This window comes from Enterobacter cloacae complex sp. 2024EL-00711, assembly GCF_047529885.1.
GTDB classification, from domain to species: Bacteria; Pseudomonadota; Gammaproteobacteria; order Enterobacterales; family Enterobacteriaceae; genus Enterobacter; species Enterobacter ludwigii.
The window spans coordinates 48,350-63,702 of sequence record NZ_JBLIZC010000003.1 but is presented as its reverse complement, the minus strand read 5'-3'; the positions used below and the strand labels follow the sequence as shown (position 1 = coordinate 63,702).

The following is a 15,353-nucleotide window of genomic DNA, read 5'->3' as shown; positions in this document are numbered from 1 at the left end:
GGTAAGGCGAGCCAGCCCCCCGGCAATGCCCTTCTTAGTGACTCCGCTTATTGACCCACCAGATCCCCGAGCAGACCAGCACCAGCGCAATCGCATATTTGATGTCCAGAATGTTTTCACCGAGGAAAATGGCAGACAGCACCGTCCCGGCAACGGGGATCACAAAGTTGAACGGGGCAATCATACTTACGCGGTTCACTTTCAGCAGCGCGCTCCAGAGGGCGAACGCTACCGAAGAGAGTAACGTCAGATACCCCAGCACCGCGACGGCCGTCATGCTATGCACTTCCAGCGTCCCTCCCGTGAGATAGCCACCCGCCACCAGCGCCGCGCCGCCGATAGCCAGCTGCCAGCCGGTCATCACCGTCGGGTCGACGGTCTGGGAGATGCGTTTTCCGTAAAGCGTGGCGGCAGAAAGGATAAAGGCTGCCAGCACCACAAACCCGTCTCCCTTCCAGACGAAGCTGAATTCGCTTAACCCGCCGTGGAAGTTAACCAGCATCACTCCGGCAAAGCCCAGAATACAGCCAAGCGTTTTGTTATAGCTGAGCTTGTCGTTGTGGTAGATGAAGTGCGCCAGCAGCACGCTGAAGAAAGTGCCGGTGGCGTTCATGATCGAGCCGTTCACGCCTGTCGTGTAGGCCAGTCCGATATAAAAGAAGGTGTACTGAATGCTCGTCTGCGTCAGCCCCAGGACGGTCAATTGCCCAAACTGCCCGGGCGTGAACCTGCCGATGGGCTTACGCTGTGCTAACGCAAAGAGAAGCAGCAGCACACCCGCAAACAGAAAACGGTAACCGGCGAACACGACTTTTGAGGGAATATCATCGGTGGCAATCTGGAAGAGTTCATAGCCGCTTTTTATGGCCGGGTAAGAGCTACCCCAAAGCAGACAGCAGAGCGTGGCGCAGGCATAGGCCACCTTTCGACGGGCAAATACGGGCGTGGGCAGAGCGGTTTCCATGTCAAATCTCATAAATAAAATTGCGTTTCATTTTATTATCAGAGAATGCGCCAGGAATAGCGACCCTACAAGCACTAAAGCGCGAGGCTGGTCCCTTAAAAAAGCAAAACGCCGGCACAAGGCCGGCGTTTCGACGTGAGCAGAGTAAAATTACTCAGCTACAACGTTAACAACCAGTTTAGCGAACACTTCGCTGTGAACCTGGAAGTCCACTTCGTGCTCACCAGTGGTACGCAGAACACCGTTCGGCAGACGAACTTCGCTCTTAGCCACTTTAACGCCAGCTGCAGTTACTGCATCAGCGATATCGCGGGTACCGATGGAACCGAACAGTTTACCTTCGTCGCCAGCTTTGGAAACGATGGTAACAGTGCCCAGTGCGTTGATTGACTCAGCGCGAGCATTAGCAGCCGCCAGAACGTCAGCCAGTTTGGCTTCCAGTTCAGCGCGACGTGCTTCGAAAAACTCTACGTTTTTCTTGGTAGCTGGAACAGCTTTACCCTGTGGAACCAGGAAGTTACGAGCGTAGCCCGCTTTAACGTTTACCTGATCACCCAGGCTGCCCAGGTTTGCTACTTTATCAAGCAGAATAACTTGCATTACCTTATCCTCTTAAAGTCGTATTAATGGACCGTGCCCGATTACTGATGACGATCAGTGTACGGCAGCAGGGACAGGTAGCGAGCGCGTTTGATAGCGCGAGCCAGCTGACGCTGGTATTTTGCACGAGTACCGGTGATACGGCTTGGGACAATCTTACCGCTTTCGGTGATGTAGTTTTTCAGCGTTGCGATATCTTTATAGTCGATCTCTTGAACGCCTTCCGCGGTGAAACGGCAGAACTTGCGACGACGGAAATAACGTGCCATATGGCTAGTCTCCAGAATCTATCAAATCAATCTGCTCGGCATGCAGAACCATTTTGCTCAGGCCGTTCTTTGCCTTGTGGCAAGAAATGAACCCCTGAACGATTACTGCGCTACCGACCGTTAAACTGTGAGTAATGGCCTGGTTTTCGTGTCCGCTAATAATAACGGGCATTTGGCACCACGCCTGCCGGTGAAAGCCGGCTTCCTCTTGCACAGAACGATGCTCAAGCACGAACTGGCAATGCGGAATTCCTGATGGACTGACCTTACGAAGGGGAGTCCTGCACACGGTACCGGACAACACCAGACGGTTGGTCATCAGAAATTACTCTTCAGAATCCCCAGCATCAGAATCATCTGCGGTTTCGTTTGCGAAATCATCGCGACGCTCACGGCGCTCGTCTTTCGCTTTAACCATCGGAGATGCTTCGGTCACTGCGTTTTTGGTACGCATAACCATGCTGCGGATAACGGCATCGTTGAAGCGGAAGGTAGTTTCCAGCTCATCGATCACTTCCTGCGGCGCTTCAACGTTCATCAGAACGTAGTGTGCTTTGTGCAGTTTGTTGATCGGGTAAGCCAGCTGACGGCGGCCCCAGTCTTCCAGACGGTGGATCGTACCTTCTGCACCAGTGATGGCAGCAGAGTAGCGCTCGATCATGCCCGGAACCTGTTCGCTCTGGTCAGGATGGACCATAAAAACGATTTCGTAATGACGCATCGAATTGCTCCTTACGGATTATTCAGCCTCCTGTCTGGGTCAGCCGAGGCCCGGGGAGGCAAGGAACGTGTTAAAGGTCGGCTGAAAAATTGACGCGTCATAATACTTGCGCGCCCCTGGAAACTCAAGCTGATTGCACAAATAATTCGCACAAAGCGTAAAGCTGGTCTAAGTGGGTGATTTAAAATTAATCACATCAGGAAGCGTTGTTTTTTTGAACAACAGCATCAGAAATGGTCACGCATCCCCGCCGGATAAGTGATTACACTTTAATCAGAGACCTTATTTATAAAAGGAGAGCAACACCCCCTTTCACAGCACGCAGTCGTGGAGCGCATATCATGAAAAAAATCGCATTTGCCGTAATGGCTGCACTTTTGCTCAGTGCAAACGCGATGGCAGCCATCAAGATAGACGGCCGGCAGGCCCAAAACATGGATGATGTGCAAAGCTTAGGCGTAATCTACATCAATCATAATTTCGCCACTGAAAGTGAAGCAGATCAGGCACTCAATCAAGAGACCGATGCTCAGGGTGCACAATATTATCACGTCATACTGATGCGTGAGCCCGGCAGCAACGGCAATATGCACGCCAGTGCAGATATCTACCGATAACGCTTTAACGCTAGCACCAGGAAAGCCAACAAAGAGAACATAGCCATAGTTTAACTTGCCCCCTGCCCGGGGGCTTTTTTTTGCTAATGGCTCTGAAATACCACCGGTTACAACTGTTTTTCGGTATTCCAGAGCACTTATTCACTTCTGCCCGTAATAGGCGTTGGGCCCATGTTTACGCATGAAATGTTTATTCATAAGGTAATCATCAATGCCCTGAAGCTGCGGATTGATGCCGCGGGCGATCCACGCCATTCGCGCCACTTCCTCCATCACCACCGCGTTATGCACGGCATCGTGAGCGTCTTTTCCCCACGAGAATGGACCGTGCTGATACACCACAATACCCGGCGTATGCAGCGGCTCACGCTCAGCCAGCGTGTCGATAATGACGCGACCGGTGTTGAGTTCATACTCCCCTTCCACTTCGGCCTGCGTTAATGCCCGCGTGCAGGGAATATCGCCAAAGAAGTAGTCTGCATGCGTGGTGCCAAGAGCCGGAATGGGCAGCCCTGCCTGCGCCCAGGCCGTGGCATGAGTCGAGTGTGTATGCACAACGCCGCCTAGGGAGGGATAACGCTGATACAGTGCCAGATGGGTGGCGGTATCAGAAGAAGGACGCCACTTTCCGTCAACCACGTTGCCATGGAGATCCACAACCACCATGTCGTCGGCGGTCATGGACTCATAGGGCACACCGCTGGGCTTAATCACGACCCGCCCCTGCTCACGGTCGATGGCGCTGACGTTACCCCAGGTAAACGTCACCAGACCGTAGCGAGGTAGATCCATATTGGCCTCAAAGACCTGCTGCTTAAGCTTATGCATGCTCAGCCTCCATCAACCCAGCCCGCGCCATACGTTCACGGACCCAGTCCCGCGCCTTCGCCACTTCGGCTGCCGGGTCGTCCGACGTTTCACTCCACATCTCAATCAGGTAAGGCCCGCAATACCCTGTCTGTTTGAGCGTCTGGAAGCACCGTTCGAAATCCACCACCCCGGTGCCGAACGGAACATTTTTGAATACACCAGGCCGGGTATCTTTGACATGAACCGCCACGATATGACCAATACCCGCCTGCAGTTCCATCTGCACGTCGTTATCCCAGGCTGACAGATTGCCGATATCAGGGTAGAGCTGGAACCACGGATTATTCAGGTAGTGCGCGTAACCCAGCGCCTTGCTGATGGAGTTCATTAACGGATAATCCATGATCTCCATCGCCAGCGTCACCTGAGCACGGCTTGCCATGTCGACGCTCTCTTTCAGGCCGTCACGAAAACGACGGCGCGTTTCATTGTTGGCGTCCTGATAGTAAACGTCATACCCCGCCAGCTGGATCACACGGATGCCGACATCCTGGGCAAAGCGAATGGCTTTACGCATGATCTCCAGCCCCTGAGCACGCACAGCATCATCTTCACTGCCAAGCGGAAAACGACGGTGGGCGCTGAGGCACAGGGAAGGCACACGTACCCCCGTTTCAGCGATGGCGCTTACCAGTGCCAGACGCTGTTCGCGGCTCCAGTCCAGGCGAGACAGGCGTTCGTCCGTCTCATCCACTGACATTTCGACAAAATCGAAACCGAGTTGTTTCGCCAGTTGCAGCCGCTCCAGCCAGCACTCCCCCGCAGGGAGTGCCTTTTCATAGATGCCGAGCGGGACTTGTTTAGACAACATACCCGCTCCTTAGCCCCAAAGCTGAGCGATTGAGCGTTTGAACTGACGCGCGGCTTCTACCGGAGAGGCGGCATCACGGATGCTACGGCCTGCGATAAAGACATGAATTGGGATACCTTTGAACAGCGGCAGATCTTCCAGCGCCAGGCCTCCGGTCACGGTCACTTTGAAGCCCATATCGGCCAGACGCTTAATCGCGCTGATATCCGCTTCCCCCCACGCTACCCCAGCGGCCTGCGCATCACGGCTGCGGTGATAAACCACCTGTTGAATGCCCGCGTCACGCCACTCCTGCGCCTGCTCCCAGGTCCAGAACCCGGTCAGCTCAATCTGCACATCACCGTTGAACTCTTTTGCCACATCCAGCGCACCTTTAGCCGTGTTGATATCCGCACAGCAAATAACGGTGACCCAGTCGGCATTGGCTTCAAAACACATACGGGAAAGAATTTTGCCCGCATCGGCAATCTTGGCATCCGCCAGCACGATTTTATGCGGATACAGCGCCTTCAGGTCGCGGACGGCGCGAACGCCTTCGCCCACGCATAGAATGGTACCGACTTCAATGATGTCCACTTCTTCCGCAATCAGGCGGGTGGTTTCGTAAGCGTGAGACAGCGTCTGGTTATCCAGCGCGACCTGCAACATTGGTAATGACATTTTCAATTCCCTCTTAAACTGCCGCCGCAGTGGCGTTATCAATTAAATCCAGCACATCCTGCTCGGTGCGGCAGGCGCGTAAACGGTCGAAGTTGGCCTCATCATCAAACAGATTCACGATCTGCATAATGCCCACCTCCTGGTGGGTGTTGGCATCAACAGCCGCCATGGTGATGAGGATGTCGACCGGGTCGTTATCTTCGTGGTTGAAAGCCAGTGGTGTTTTCAGCGTAACCAGCGCAAAGCCGGTTTTTTTAACACCCTCTTCCGGGCGGCCATGCGGCATCGCCAGCCCTGGTGCAATCACGAAGTAAGGGCCGTGCTCTGCAACGCCATCCAGAATGGCCTGGTAATAACGCGGCTCGACAACATCGGCTTTTACCAGCAGATCTACGCTAAGTTTCACCGCCTCCTGCCAGGTGCTGGCGTCGGCCTGTAAAAGGATGGAGCTGTTCTCTGCCAGCGAATCACGTAGTTTCATGTTGCGTCCTTACTTCACATCTTGTGGGAAATGCGCGTTGATCACTTCCAGCAGCTTTGGCCCAAAGTCGGCTGGCGACAGCATGTTGCGCACGCCTACCACATATTTGTTGCCTGTCACGGTGATCTCACCGGCGATGTGGGTAGAGGCGATGATGATGTCCGCGCCGTTCAGTTCACTTTTGTATTCGCCCACTGCGCAGCTGTTCACCGTGTGGTCGATGTTTGACTGGGTTAAAAACTGGTCCACTTTCATCTTCATGATCATGGAACTCCCTTGCCCATTGCCACACACAGCCAGGATACGTACGGTCATAATCGAAACTCCTTAATGAGCAGAAACTTCTGCTGTTTGTTTTTCTGCATCTTCTTCAGCCCGCAGAGTGCGACCAGCGAAGAACATATAAGCCAGAGCAATGAGGATGATGACAGCCATAAAGATCAGGCCAACGGAGGCGAAGCCCTGCATCATCGGTGGTGCCAGAATTGACCAGTCGGCCATGCCCATCCAGGCGCTCATACCGGTGAGCTTGACCGCCCACACACACCCGAAGATTTCCACCATCCCCATCACCAGGCAGATCTTGAGCGCCGCGCGCCAGCCACCAAAGTGGTTCGCAAAGACGCCGATGGTGGCGTTGGAGAAGAACATCGGGATAAAGCCAGGAATGATCAGAATGGAAGAGCCGCAGCCCACCAGGATACCCACCGCAATCAGCTGGCCGATGGTGCCCCACATGAAGCCCCAGACCACCGCGTTTGGCGCGAAGCTGTAGATAGCCGCGCAGTCAATCGCCAGTACCGCACCGGGAATCAGACGCTGAGAGATACCGTTGAAGGCTTCGGACAGCTCGGCAACGAACATACGCACGCCCTGGGTGATAATGAAAATCGCCACCGCGAAAGAGAAACCTGTTTGCAGGATATAGACAGTCCAGTGGGTTTTACCCGCCATCGCCTGTACGACGTCAATGCCAAAGGAGAGCAGAATGGCACCGAAGAAGAGGGTCATCACAATCGCCGTAGAAACGATATTGTCGTGGAAAATATTCAGCCAGCCCGGCAGTTTAAGATCTTCGACGCTCTCTTCTTTTTTGCCCAGATACGGCGCGACTTTATAGGCAATCCAGGAGGCAAACTGCTGCTGGTGGCCGATGGAGAAGCCGCAACCGTCGGTGACGTCCTGCGTGGGCTTGTACATCATGTTGGAGGTGATACCCCAGTAGAGCGAGACCAGCACCGCGGTGCAGATAATGGTCGTCCACATTGGGTAGCCAAAGATAAAGAAGGAAACCGCAATCAGCCCTGCCTGCTGGAACATGATATGGCCAGTCAGCATGATGGTGCGAATACCGGTAATGCGGCGCAACAGAACGTAAATGATGTTCAGCGCCAGCGCGAGCAGGACCGCATACCCTACCCAGCTGTAGGCATCGCCCATGCGATCGATGGTGGCCATCATCGAGGCGTAGGTGTCAGAGATGGCGCCGTTGATGCCATAGACTTCCGACATTTTGGCCACTACCGGCTTGAAGGTGCCGGTCAAAATGCCTGAACCCGCCTGCAACAGCATGAAACCGATGATGGTTTTAATGGTGCCTTTAATAATAACGCTGACGCTTTTACGCAGCAGGATATAGCCAAGGCACGTCACGATGCCCAACAACAGCGGGGCATTAGTCATTACCTGATTAAAGAACACGGTAAAGACGTTGTAGAGGATCTCCATAACTCTCTCCAGAAATGAGAACACGAGGGGCAATCCCTGTGCGGTTGGTGACAACACTCTATTAATCACAAATAATCATCACAAGATTAAATCTGATTATTTGTGACGCATCACGCAAATTATTTCCCTGGTGTTAGTAATGATTTTCACTTCGGCATGCCACATAGAATTATTTCCATATAATTCATGCAATTAATGATTAATACGGTAAAAGATAACAAGAAGCGAGAAGAGCGTCCGTGACGTCAGGCAGATAAAATTACACATTTTGATCGTTGCAATGCGCGTAAAATGGTGTCAGCATTAATCACAACAAATCACCAATTGATTACTTTTGATTAAACCAGGAGTCAAAACGATGAGTAAAGTGAACACCATTACCCGTGAATCATGGATTCTGAGCACTTTCCCGGAATGGGGTAGCTGGCTGAATGAAGAGATTGAGCAGGAACAGGTTGCTCCTGGTACCTTTGCAATGTGGTGGCTGGGGTGCACGGGGATCTGGCTGAAATCAGAAGGTGGCGCGAATATTTGTGTCGATTTCTGGTGCGGCACCGGCAAACAGAGTCACGGTAACCCGCTGATGAAAAAAGGCCATCAGATGCAACGCATGGCGGGCGTGGAAAAACTTCAGCCAAACCTGCGTACCACACCGTTTGTTCTTGATCCGTTCGCCATTCGCCAGATCGATGCCGTTCTCTCTACGCACGATCATAACGATCATATTGATGTCAACGTGGCGGCAGCGGTCATGCAAAACTGTGCCGATGACGTACCGTTCATCGGGCCGCAAACCTGCGTGGATTTATGGATCGGCTGGGGCGTACCGAAAGAGCGCTGCATCGTCATGAAACCGGGCGATGTGGTCAAAATTAAAGACGTTGAGATCCACGCGCTGGATGCCTTTGACCGCACTGCACTGATTACCCTTCCGGCCGATCAGAAAGCCGCAGGCGTACTGCCAGACGGTATGGACGAACGTGCGGTGAACTACCTGTTTAAAACGCCCGGCGGTTCCCTGTACCACAGCGGTGACTCTCACTACTCAAACTACTATGCAAAGCACGGCAATGAGCATCAGATTGATGTGGCGCTCGGCTCATACGGGGAGAACCCACGCGGCATTACAGACAAAATGACCAGCGCCGATATGCTGCGCATGGCGGAAGCGCTGAACACCAAAGTAGTGATCCCTTTCCACCACGATATCTGGTCGAACTTCCAGGCCGACCCGCAGGAGATACGCGTACTGTGGGAAATGAAAAAAGACCGCCTGAAGTATGGCTTTAAGCCGTTCATCTGGCAGGTAGGAGGCAAGTTCACCTGGCCGCTGGACAAAGACAATCTCGAGTATCACTACCCACGTGGCTTTGATGATTGCTTTACTCTTGAGCCAGACCTGCCGTTCAAGTCATTCCTCTGATTATTAGGCCCATCGCCAGACCCGTGTGTCTGGCGGTTTCATATTTCTTTTAGTAATTTCACGCTATTTCAAATATCATCTTTTAAAATCAATTCTTATCGGAATAGCTCATGACGGAAGCGCAACGGCATCAAATATTACTGGAACTCCTGGCGCAAACAGGGTTTGTCACCGTTGAGAAAGTGATCGAACGTTTAGGGATTTCCCCGGCAACAGCGCGGCGGGATATTAATAAGCTGGATGAAAGCGGTAAGCTGAAAAAAGTCCGCAACGGTGCGGAAGCGATTAGCCAGCAGCGTCCACGCTGGACGCCGATGAACATTCATCAGGCGCAAAATCATGATGAAAAAGTCCGTATTGCCAGAGCGGCATCCCAGCTGGTGAACCCCGGCGAGAGCGTGGTGATCAACTGCGGCTCGACGGCGTTTCTGTTAGGTCGGGAGATGTGCGGAAAGCCGGTACAAATCATCACGAACTACTTGCCGCTCGCCAACTATCTTATCGATCAGGAGCATGAGAGCGTGGTGATCATGGGCGGCCAGTACAACAAGAGCCAGTCCATTACGCTCAGCCCGCAGGACAGCGAAAACAGTCTTTATGCCGGACACTGGATGTTTACCAGTGGCAAAGGCCTGACCGCGGATGGCCTCTACAAAACCGATATGTTGACCGCCATGGCAGAACAAAACATGCTTAACGTGGTGGGCAAGCTCGTTGTGCTGGTCGACAGCAGTAAAGTGGGCGAACGCGCAGGAATGCTGTTCAGCCGTGCTGAACAGATAGACATGGTGATCACCGGCAAAGGTGCTAACCCTGAGATCCTCCAGAAACTGAAAGATCAGGGTGTCAACGTCCTGTGCGTTTAAAGGTGCTGGCGGAAGAAGTCCACCGTGGCGTCCAGCGCCGTTGGCGTAATGCGGTGGCGAACGCCCGCTTCCCACAGGCAGGTCAGGTTGCTATCCAGCCCCTCGTGCTGTAGCGCCTGCTGAAGCCGGAACGTTTCTCCGGGTGGGACGACATCGTCCGCATCACCATGCCACAACAGCAAAGGACGATCGGCCAGACGCGGTAACGCCCGGGTAACCTCCCACTCTGCAAGCGCCGCCTCAACCTCTGTGAGTGCCTGAGGTGGAAAAAGCGTCTTCGCCAGTGAGGTGAAGTAGCCCGAGCCCATCAGACAAGCCACTGACTTCACTTCTGGATGGTGCGTCATGATCCCCAGCGCCGCCATCCCGCCCATCGATGCCCCAGCCACGGCCAGCCGATTATTAGCCACCAGCCCTGCCTGGTAAAGCGCATCGCGCAGCCCGGCAAACTCGGTCAGGCTACCGTGCAAAATGTGCCAGAACTGCCCAAGTCGCGCCTGTTCGTTGCCGGTAAAACGTGCGCCGTGGTCAGGTGCATCCGGCATGACCACACGAAAACCGGCCTGCGCGAGTGCCACCGCAAAATAGCTGTAGACCAGCTTCGATGAGGTAAATCCATGATAAAACACTATAACAGGCAGTGGTTCCTCACGTTTTCCGGCGGGTGTTGCGTGTAATATTTCACGATCACCCAGATGGCGTATTTCAATTTCAATCATTGTCGACCCTGTAATGATGAATGATTCATAATGTTGAGAACTGGGTTACGATTTCACGCTATTTTCATTCGAAAATTACGCCCCAGATAACACTTCGGGAACATTCCCCCAAAACTAAATTCACAGACAACTACACTATGGCTATCAGGAAACGAGATATGGTTATGCGCAGGTTTGCTGCTTTATTGCTGATGTTACTGCTCAGTGGCTGTAGCGCGCTGCAGGGAACGCCACAACCCGCTCCCCCGGTCGCCGATCACCCGCAGGAAATCCGTCGTAATCAGACGGAAGGATTACAGCGTATGGGTACCGTCTCTGCGCTGGTTCGCGGCTCTCCGGATGACGCGGAAGAAGCAATAAAGGCACAAGCCGTCGCCGCCAAAGCAGATTATTACGTCATCATTATGATCGACGAAACCATCATTACGGGACAGTGGTACTCACAGGCCATTCTGTATCGTCAATGATCGTCTTCATTTGAACGACATTTACACTGCTTTGCGTCCATAGACACTTTCCTGTCCACAATAAACTCCATGCCCGCAACAATGGAAGTGAGTTTATTCGCGAAGGATTGCCCGGCGGATACCGGAGACATGTGAAATGGAGCTGACGATGAAACGAACTCTTGCTTTGACCACACTGTTGCTCTCAGCAGGTCTTGTGAGCACAACCGCGCAGTCAGCTGAATTTGCCAGTGCTGATTGTGTGACTGGCCTGAATGAAATTGGCCAGATCTCCGTGAATAATATTTCAGGGAGCCCGCAGGACGTTGAACGTGTCGTTGCATTAAAGGCCGATGAGCAGGGTGCTTCATGGTATCGCATTATCCAGATGCAGGAAGATCAGTACATCGATCACTGGCGGGTACAGGCCATTCTCTACGCGTAATCCCCCTCCGATAAAAGCCACTTACTTTTAGTGGCTTTTCGTTTTTGCAAATTTTTTATCTTTTAGCAAACCAATTAAAAACAATTAAATAACATTTTGTTACACTAAACCAGTAAACGTTATCTCTGCTCTGCCGTTGAAAAGCCATACCTTTTCAATGATGAGCAATTTATGATCAACTTTTTCCGTCGTGCAGGTCTGGGTGCAAAGCTGTCGCTGCTTACCGGTGCCAGTGTCGCCATCCTGTTTCTGTTTTTCACTTTTCTGCTCAGCCAAAAAGCCAGCCAGCAGCTTGAAGCCCTCGCGATAGAAGACCTGCATAATCAGTCCACCGGCATGGTCGATATGGTGCAGATGTTTAACACCAGCCTGAGTGAAGAGGTCGAGAGTTATACCCGGCTGTTTACCACCTTTTTGCCCCAGCCACTGAGCGTTGATAACACGCAAACCCAGACGATTAACGGGATTAACGTTCCGCTCCTGAAAGGAGGGGAAACCGGGCTACATGAAAACAATACCCTTTCAGACGATTTTCTGAGCCGGACAGGGGCAATCTCGACCCTGTTTGTGCGTAGCGGTAACGACTTTGTACGCGTCGCCACATCGCTGCGCAAAGAGAACGGCGAGCGGGCAATGGGCACCGTTCTGGATACCACCAGCCCGGCCTTTGCCGCCGTCACCCGGGGCGAGGTTTATCGCGGTCTGGCGCTGCTGTTCGGCAAGCGCTACATCACCCAATACCAGCCGGTTAAAAACGCGGACGGCCAGGTCATTGCAATCATCTTTGTTGGTGTGGATATCACTCACTCCTGGAACGTCATGCGCGAGAAAATCCTCAACCGTCGACTGGGCGAGAGCGGTCACTTCTTTGTTCTGGATCGCAGCCACGGCAAAACGCGCGGGCAGTATCTGTTCCACACCAGCGCGGAGGGAAAAGTACCGGAGTGGGATAGCGCTATCCAGCAACAGCTGTTGAGTGATAAATCCGGCACGCTGGAGCGCGTCAGTGCTGATGGTCGCACGCTGACCATGGCGTATACGCCGCTGCCAGGCTGGAACTGGGCCATTGTCGGCGAAGTGGATAAATCGGTACTGCTCTCAAGCGTGACCGCCATGCGCGACCGCTTCCTGCTGGCAGGGGTGGTGCTGTCAGTGCTCTTCGCGGGTCTGTTTGTGGTCATTATACGACGCATACTGACACGCCCATTGCGCAATGTGATCCACCTGGCCCGACAGTATGCCGCAGGCGATCTGCGCTCCAGCCTGCCCGTGACCCGCCAGGATGAGGTCGGTCAGCTCATCGATGCCATTAACGGTATTGGAGGGGGACTGCAGAAAATTGTTCTTCAGGTGCGCGAGGCCGCTGCGGAGATCCATATGGGCACCAACGCGCTGGCATCCGATAGCGAAGAAATCTCCGGGCAGATTAACAAGCAGGCCAGCAGTGTAGAAGAGACGTCTGCCAGCATGGAGCAACTGGCCGCGACCGTGCAGCAAAATGCCGCCAACATGGAACAAACGCAGCAGCTGGTAGGCGAAACGTCGCGCGCAGTACACCAGGGTGGTGAGACGGTCACCCACGCTGTCGCTACCATGGATGATATTCGCGAAGCATCAAAGCGAATCGAAGACATCACGCGCGTGATTGAATCCATCGCTTTTCAGACCAACATTCTGGCGCTTAACGCAGCGGTTGAAGCAGCCCGCGCAGGCGAGCACGGAAAAGGTTTTGCGGTGGTGGCGCAGGAGGTGCGCGCGCTGGCAGGACGCAGCGCCAACGCGGTGAAGGAGATTGAACAGCTCATCGGTGATACGCTCAGAAAAGTCAGCGAAGGCCATGCGCTGTCTGAACAAACGCGTCTGGCGATGGATTCCATCATCGTGCATATCGATAACATCAACAAGCTGGTCACGGAGATTAACCATGCGTCCCGCGAGCAATCCGCGGGAATAGGCCAGGTTAATCTGGCCATGACCCACATTGGCGAAGCGTCGCACATCAACGCCGACCGCGTCTTACGCAGCGAACAAACTGCACACACGCTGCGTGAGAAAGGCTCACACCTCACCCAACTGGTGAGCCTGTTCCAGCTAAAGAGTTAGCCAACCCTGCCCGTGGCACGCAACAGCAGGTCATTTTGCACCTGCTCGCTCATCAGCGTACCGCCACGGGTATCAAGCATCATGCGGCACCACGCCTGCGCCACGGGTGGCGATGCGTGCCGCAGCATCTGACTTCCGGCCCCCAGCAGGAAAAGCTGTTGCGTGATCTCCCGCCCCTGCGCCTCCTGCGGTTTTCGCAGTTTTTGCTGAAGCTGACGCCAGCTGCGATCGAAGTGCCTGTCCTGCCCTTTTACCTGGGCAAAATCATCCACAAGCAGGTCGAGTATTCCGGATTGCTTCGTCAGAACACGCAGAACGTCCAGGCACATAATATTGCCGGACCCTTCCCAGATGCTGTTCACGGGCATCTCACGGTACAAACGGGGAAGCTCACTCTCCTCGCAGTAGCCTGTGCCGCCGAGCACTTCCATGGCTTCCGCCGCAAACGGGATACCCGCTTTGCAGACGCTGTATTTCGCCGCGGGGGTGAAAAGCCGCGCCCAGGCGGCCTCCTGAGGATCGGCACGCTTGTCCCACGCCCGGGCCAGACGGAACAACAGTGCCGTCTGACCCTCCAGCATCAGCGCCATGCGGCTCAGCACATCGCGCATAAGCGGCTGGTCGATAAGGTTTTTACCAAACGTCTGGCGTTGATGCGCATGGTAAAGCGCCACGGATAAAGCCCGACGCATCAGCCCATGGCTGCCCAGCGCGCAGTCAAACCGCGTCAGCCCGCCCATTCGGAGGATCTGGCGTACCCCTTCTCCTTCCTCCCCCAGCAGCCAGCCGGACGCATCCAGGAACTCCGCTTCGCTGCTGGCGTTAGAGCGGTTGCCGAGCTTCTCTTTCAGCCGCTCCAGACGTACGGCATTGCGTTGCCCGTCAGGTAAAAAGCGTGGAACAAAAAAGCAGGACAGCCCCCCTTTCGCCTGGGCCAGCACCAGATGCGCATCGCTTTGCGGCACAGAGAAAAACCATTTATGCCCGATAAGCCGGTAGCTGCCGTCACTGCACTTTTCCGCTTTGGTGGTGTTGCTGAGTACGTCCGAGCCGCCCTGTTTTTCTGTCATCCCCATGCCAATCAGCAGGCCGCGCTTTTGCGCCCCTGGGGCAAGATGAGGATCGTAACGATCGCTCATTAACGGCGTGATCCAGTCACGGAACGGCTCGGGCAGCGCCTGTTGCAGCAGCGGTGTAGCAGCAAAGGTCATGGTGACAGGGCAAAGCGTGCCCGCTTCTACCTGAGCGTGCAGGACAAAACGTGCAGCTCTGGCGACAAACGCGCCTTTGCGCGCCTCCTCTTCCCACGCCAGGTTATGGACACGGTTGGCGCAAAGTCCCTGCATTAAGAGGTGCCATGCGGGATGAAAGCGAACGTCATCCAGTCGCTCCCCGGTGGCGTCATAACGTAATAACTCCGGCGGATTAACATTCGCCAGCCTGCCCAGCTCCAGCGATTCCGCGGTTCCTAACTGCTGGCCGATGCTGGCAAGAAGCTCGATATCCCACTCGGCGCCTTCGCGAACAACCGCGTCACGCAGAGCGCAATCAGAGAGGAAAAGGTTGCTGTTTGAGAGCGGTGCAGGTTGATTAAAAACGGTATGGGTCTGCCAGTGCATGCTGTCTCCCT

The 15,353-nt window shown here is 54.1% G+C and carries 19 protein-coding genes; 6 read left to right on the top strand and 13 right to left on the bottom strand.

From position 1 onward, the window contains the following. Nucleotides 1–34: 34 nt before the first annotated feature. The 5 genes from ACMVME_RS10300 to rpsF form a co-directional block, all read right to left on the bottom strand. Nucleotides 35–964 (bottom strand): DMT family transporter, encoded by a 930-nt coding sequence (locus ACMVME_RS10300; RefSeq protein WP_025205818.1) that lies wholly within the window; start codon nucleotides 962–964, stop codon nucleotides 35–37. 150 nt (nucleotides 965–1,114) lie between these two features. Continuing rightward, nucleotides 1,115–1,564: a 50S ribosomal protein L9 gene (gene rplI / locus ACMVME_RS10295; protein WP_014168334.1), complete on the bottom strand. Its 450-nt coding sequence runs from the start codon at nucleotides 1,562–1,564 to the stop codon at nucleotides 1,115–1,117. 41 nt (nucleotides 1,565–1,605) lie between these two features. Further along, nucleotides 1,606–1,833, bottom strand: a complete 228-nt coding sequence (gene rpsR / locus ACMVME_RS10290; RefSeq protein ID WP_000135199.1) for a 30S ribosomal protein S18 — start codon at nucleotides 1,831–1,833, stop codon at nucleotides 1,606–1,608. A gap of 4 nt (nucleotides 1,834–1,837) precedes the next feature. Next, nucleotides 1,838–2,152, bottom strand: coding sequence for a primosomal replication protein N (gene priB, locus ACMVME_RS10285; protein ID WP_003856035.1), 315 nt, complete (start codon nucleotides 2,150–2,152; stop codon nucleotides 1,838–1,840). A 6-nt stretch (nucleotides 2,153–2,158) separates the two neighbouring features. Then, on the bottom strand, nucleotides 2,159–2,554 hold the full coding sequence (gene rpsF / locus ACMVME_RS10280) for a 30S ribosomal protein S6 (protein WP_014068637.1): 396 nt from the start codon (nucleotides 2,552–2,554) through the stop codon (nucleotides 2,159–2,161). 341 nt (nucleotides 2,555–2,895) lie between these two features. Here rpsF and yjfY point away from each other — a divergent pair, with 341 nt between their 5' ends. Continuing rightward, nucleotides 2,896–3,171 carry a DUF1471 family protein YjfY gene (gene yjfY / locus ACMVME_RS10275; RefSeq protein WP_025206244.1) on the top strand — a complete coding sequence of 92 codons (276 nt, stop codon included), beginning with the start codon at nucleotides 2,896–2,898 and terminating at the stop codon, nucleotides 3,169–3,171. 141 nt (nucleotides 3,172–3,312) lie between these two features. On the opposite strand, the gene ACMVME_RS10270 is transcribed toward yjfY, so the two are convergent. Genes ACMVME_RS10270 through ulaA form a run of 6 tightly spaced genes read right to left on the bottom strand, consistent with a single transcriptional unit; the run spans nucleotide 3,313 to nucleotide 7,721 of the window. Next, complete coding sequence (locus ACMVME_RS10270) at nucleotides 3,313–3,999, bottom strand: L-ribulose-5-phosphate 4-epimerase (RefSeq protein ID WP_032679424.1); 687 nt, start codon at nucleotides 3,997–3,999, stop codon at nucleotides 3,313–3,315. Then, entirely contained in the window at nucleotides 3,992–4,852 is an 861-nt protein-coding gene (locus ACMVME_RS10265; RefSeq protein ID WP_014168332.1) for an L-ribulose-5-phosphate 3-epimerase, read from the bottom strand. The genes ACMVME_RS10270 and ACMVME_RS10265 overlap by 8 nt, the downstream gene beginning before the upstream one ends. A gap of 9 nt (nucleotides 4,853–4,861) precedes the next feature. Continuing rightward, nucleotides 4,862–5,512, bottom strand: a complete 651-nt coding sequence (gene ulaD, locus ACMVME_RS10260; protein ID WP_008502901.1) for a 3-keto-L-gulonate-6-phosphate decarboxylase UlaD — start codon at nucleotides 5,510–5,512, stop codon at nucleotides 4,862–4,864. 13 nt (nucleotides 5,513–5,525) lie between these two features. Further along, on the bottom strand, nucleotides 5,526–5,993 hold the full coding sequence (gene ulaC, locus ACMVME_RS10255; RefSeq protein WP_014168330.1) for a PTS ascorbate transporter subunit IIA: 468 nt from the start codon (nucleotides 5,991–5,993) through the stop codon (nucleotides 5,526–5,528). A gap of 9 nt (nucleotides 5,994–6,002) precedes the next feature. Continuing rightward, nucleotides 6,003–6,308, bottom strand: a complete 306-nt coding sequence (gene ulaB / locus ACMVME_RS10250; RefSeq protein ID WP_014168329.1) for a PTS ascorbate transporter subunit IIB — start codon at nucleotides 6,306–6,308, stop codon at nucleotides 6,003–6,005. 12 nt (nucleotides 6,309–6,320) lie between these two features. Next, nucleotides 6,321–7,721: a PTS ascorbate transporter subunit IIC gene (ulaA, locus tag ACMVME_RS10245; protein WP_020882935.1), complete on the bottom strand. Its 1,401-nt coding sequence runs from the start codon at nucleotides 7,719–7,721 to the stop codon at nucleotides 6,321–6,323. Nucleotides 7,722–8,079: 358 nt separating this feature from the next. Here ulaA and ulaG point away from each other — a divergent pair, with 358 nt between their 5' ends. Continuing rightward, nucleotides 8,080–9,144 carry an L-ascorbate 6-phosphate lactonase gene (gene ulaG, locus ACMVME_RS10240; RefSeq protein WP_020882936.1) on the top strand — a complete coding sequence of 355 codons (1,065 nt, stop codon included), beginning with the start codon at nucleotides 8,080–8,082 and terminating at the stop codon, nucleotides 9,142–9,144. A gap of 110 nt (nucleotides 9,145–9,254) precedes the next feature. Continuing rightward, a complete protein-coding gene (gene ulaR, locus ACMVME_RS10235; RefSeq protein WP_014168326.1) occupies nucleotides 9,255–10,010 on the top strand; it encodes an HTH-type transcriptional regulator UlaR in 756 nt (251 codons plus the stop codon). On the opposite strand, the gene yjfP is transcribed toward ulaR, so the two are convergent. Next, nucleotides 10,007–10,729 carry an esterase gene (gene yjfP, locus ACMVME_RS10230; protein WP_068795289.1) on the bottom strand — a complete coding sequence of 241 codons (723 nt, stop codon included), beginning with the start codon at nucleotides 10,727–10,729 and terminating at the stop codon, nucleotides 10,007–10,009. The genes ulaR and yjfP overlap by 4 nt on opposite strands. A gap of 137 nt (nucleotides 10,730–10,866) precedes the next feature. Between yjfP and bsmA the strand changes: the two genes are divergently transcribed. The 3 genes from bsmA to ACMVME_RS10215 all read left to right on the top strand — a co-directional run bounded on the left by bsmA (nucleotide 10,867) and on the right by ACMVME_RS10215 (nucleotide 13,723). Next, entirely contained in the window at nucleotides 10,867–11,196 is a 330-nt protein-coding gene (gene bsmA, locus ACMVME_RS10225; RefSeq protein WP_025206249.1) for a biofilm peroxide resistance protein BsmA, read from the top strand. A 148-nt stretch (nucleotides 11,197–11,344) separates the two neighbouring features. Continuing rightward, complete coding sequence (gene yjfN, locus ACMVME_RS10220) at nucleotides 11,345–11,620, top strand: DUF1471 family protease activator YjfN (RefSeq protein ID WP_025206250.1); 276 nt, start codon at nucleotides 11,345–11,347, stop codon at nucleotides 11,618–11,620. A gap of 171 nt (nucleotides 11,621–11,791) precedes the next feature. Continuing rightward, a complete protein-coding gene (locus ACMVME_RS10215) occupies nucleotides 11,792–13,723 on the top strand; it encodes a methyl-accepting chemotaxis protein (protein WP_047355591.1) in 1,932 nt (643 codons plus the stop codon). On the opposite strand, the gene ACMVME_RS10210 is transcribed toward ACMVME_RS10215, so the two are convergent. Further along, nucleotides 13,720–15,342, bottom strand: coding sequence for an isovaleryl-CoA dehydrogenase (locus ACMVME_RS10210; RefSeq protein WP_068795290.1), 1,623 nt, complete (start codon nucleotides 15,340–15,342; stop codon nucleotides 13,720–13,722). The genes ACMVME_RS10215 and ACMVME_RS10210 overlap by 4 nt on opposite strands. Nucleotides 15,343–15,353: the final 11 nt, after the last annotated feature.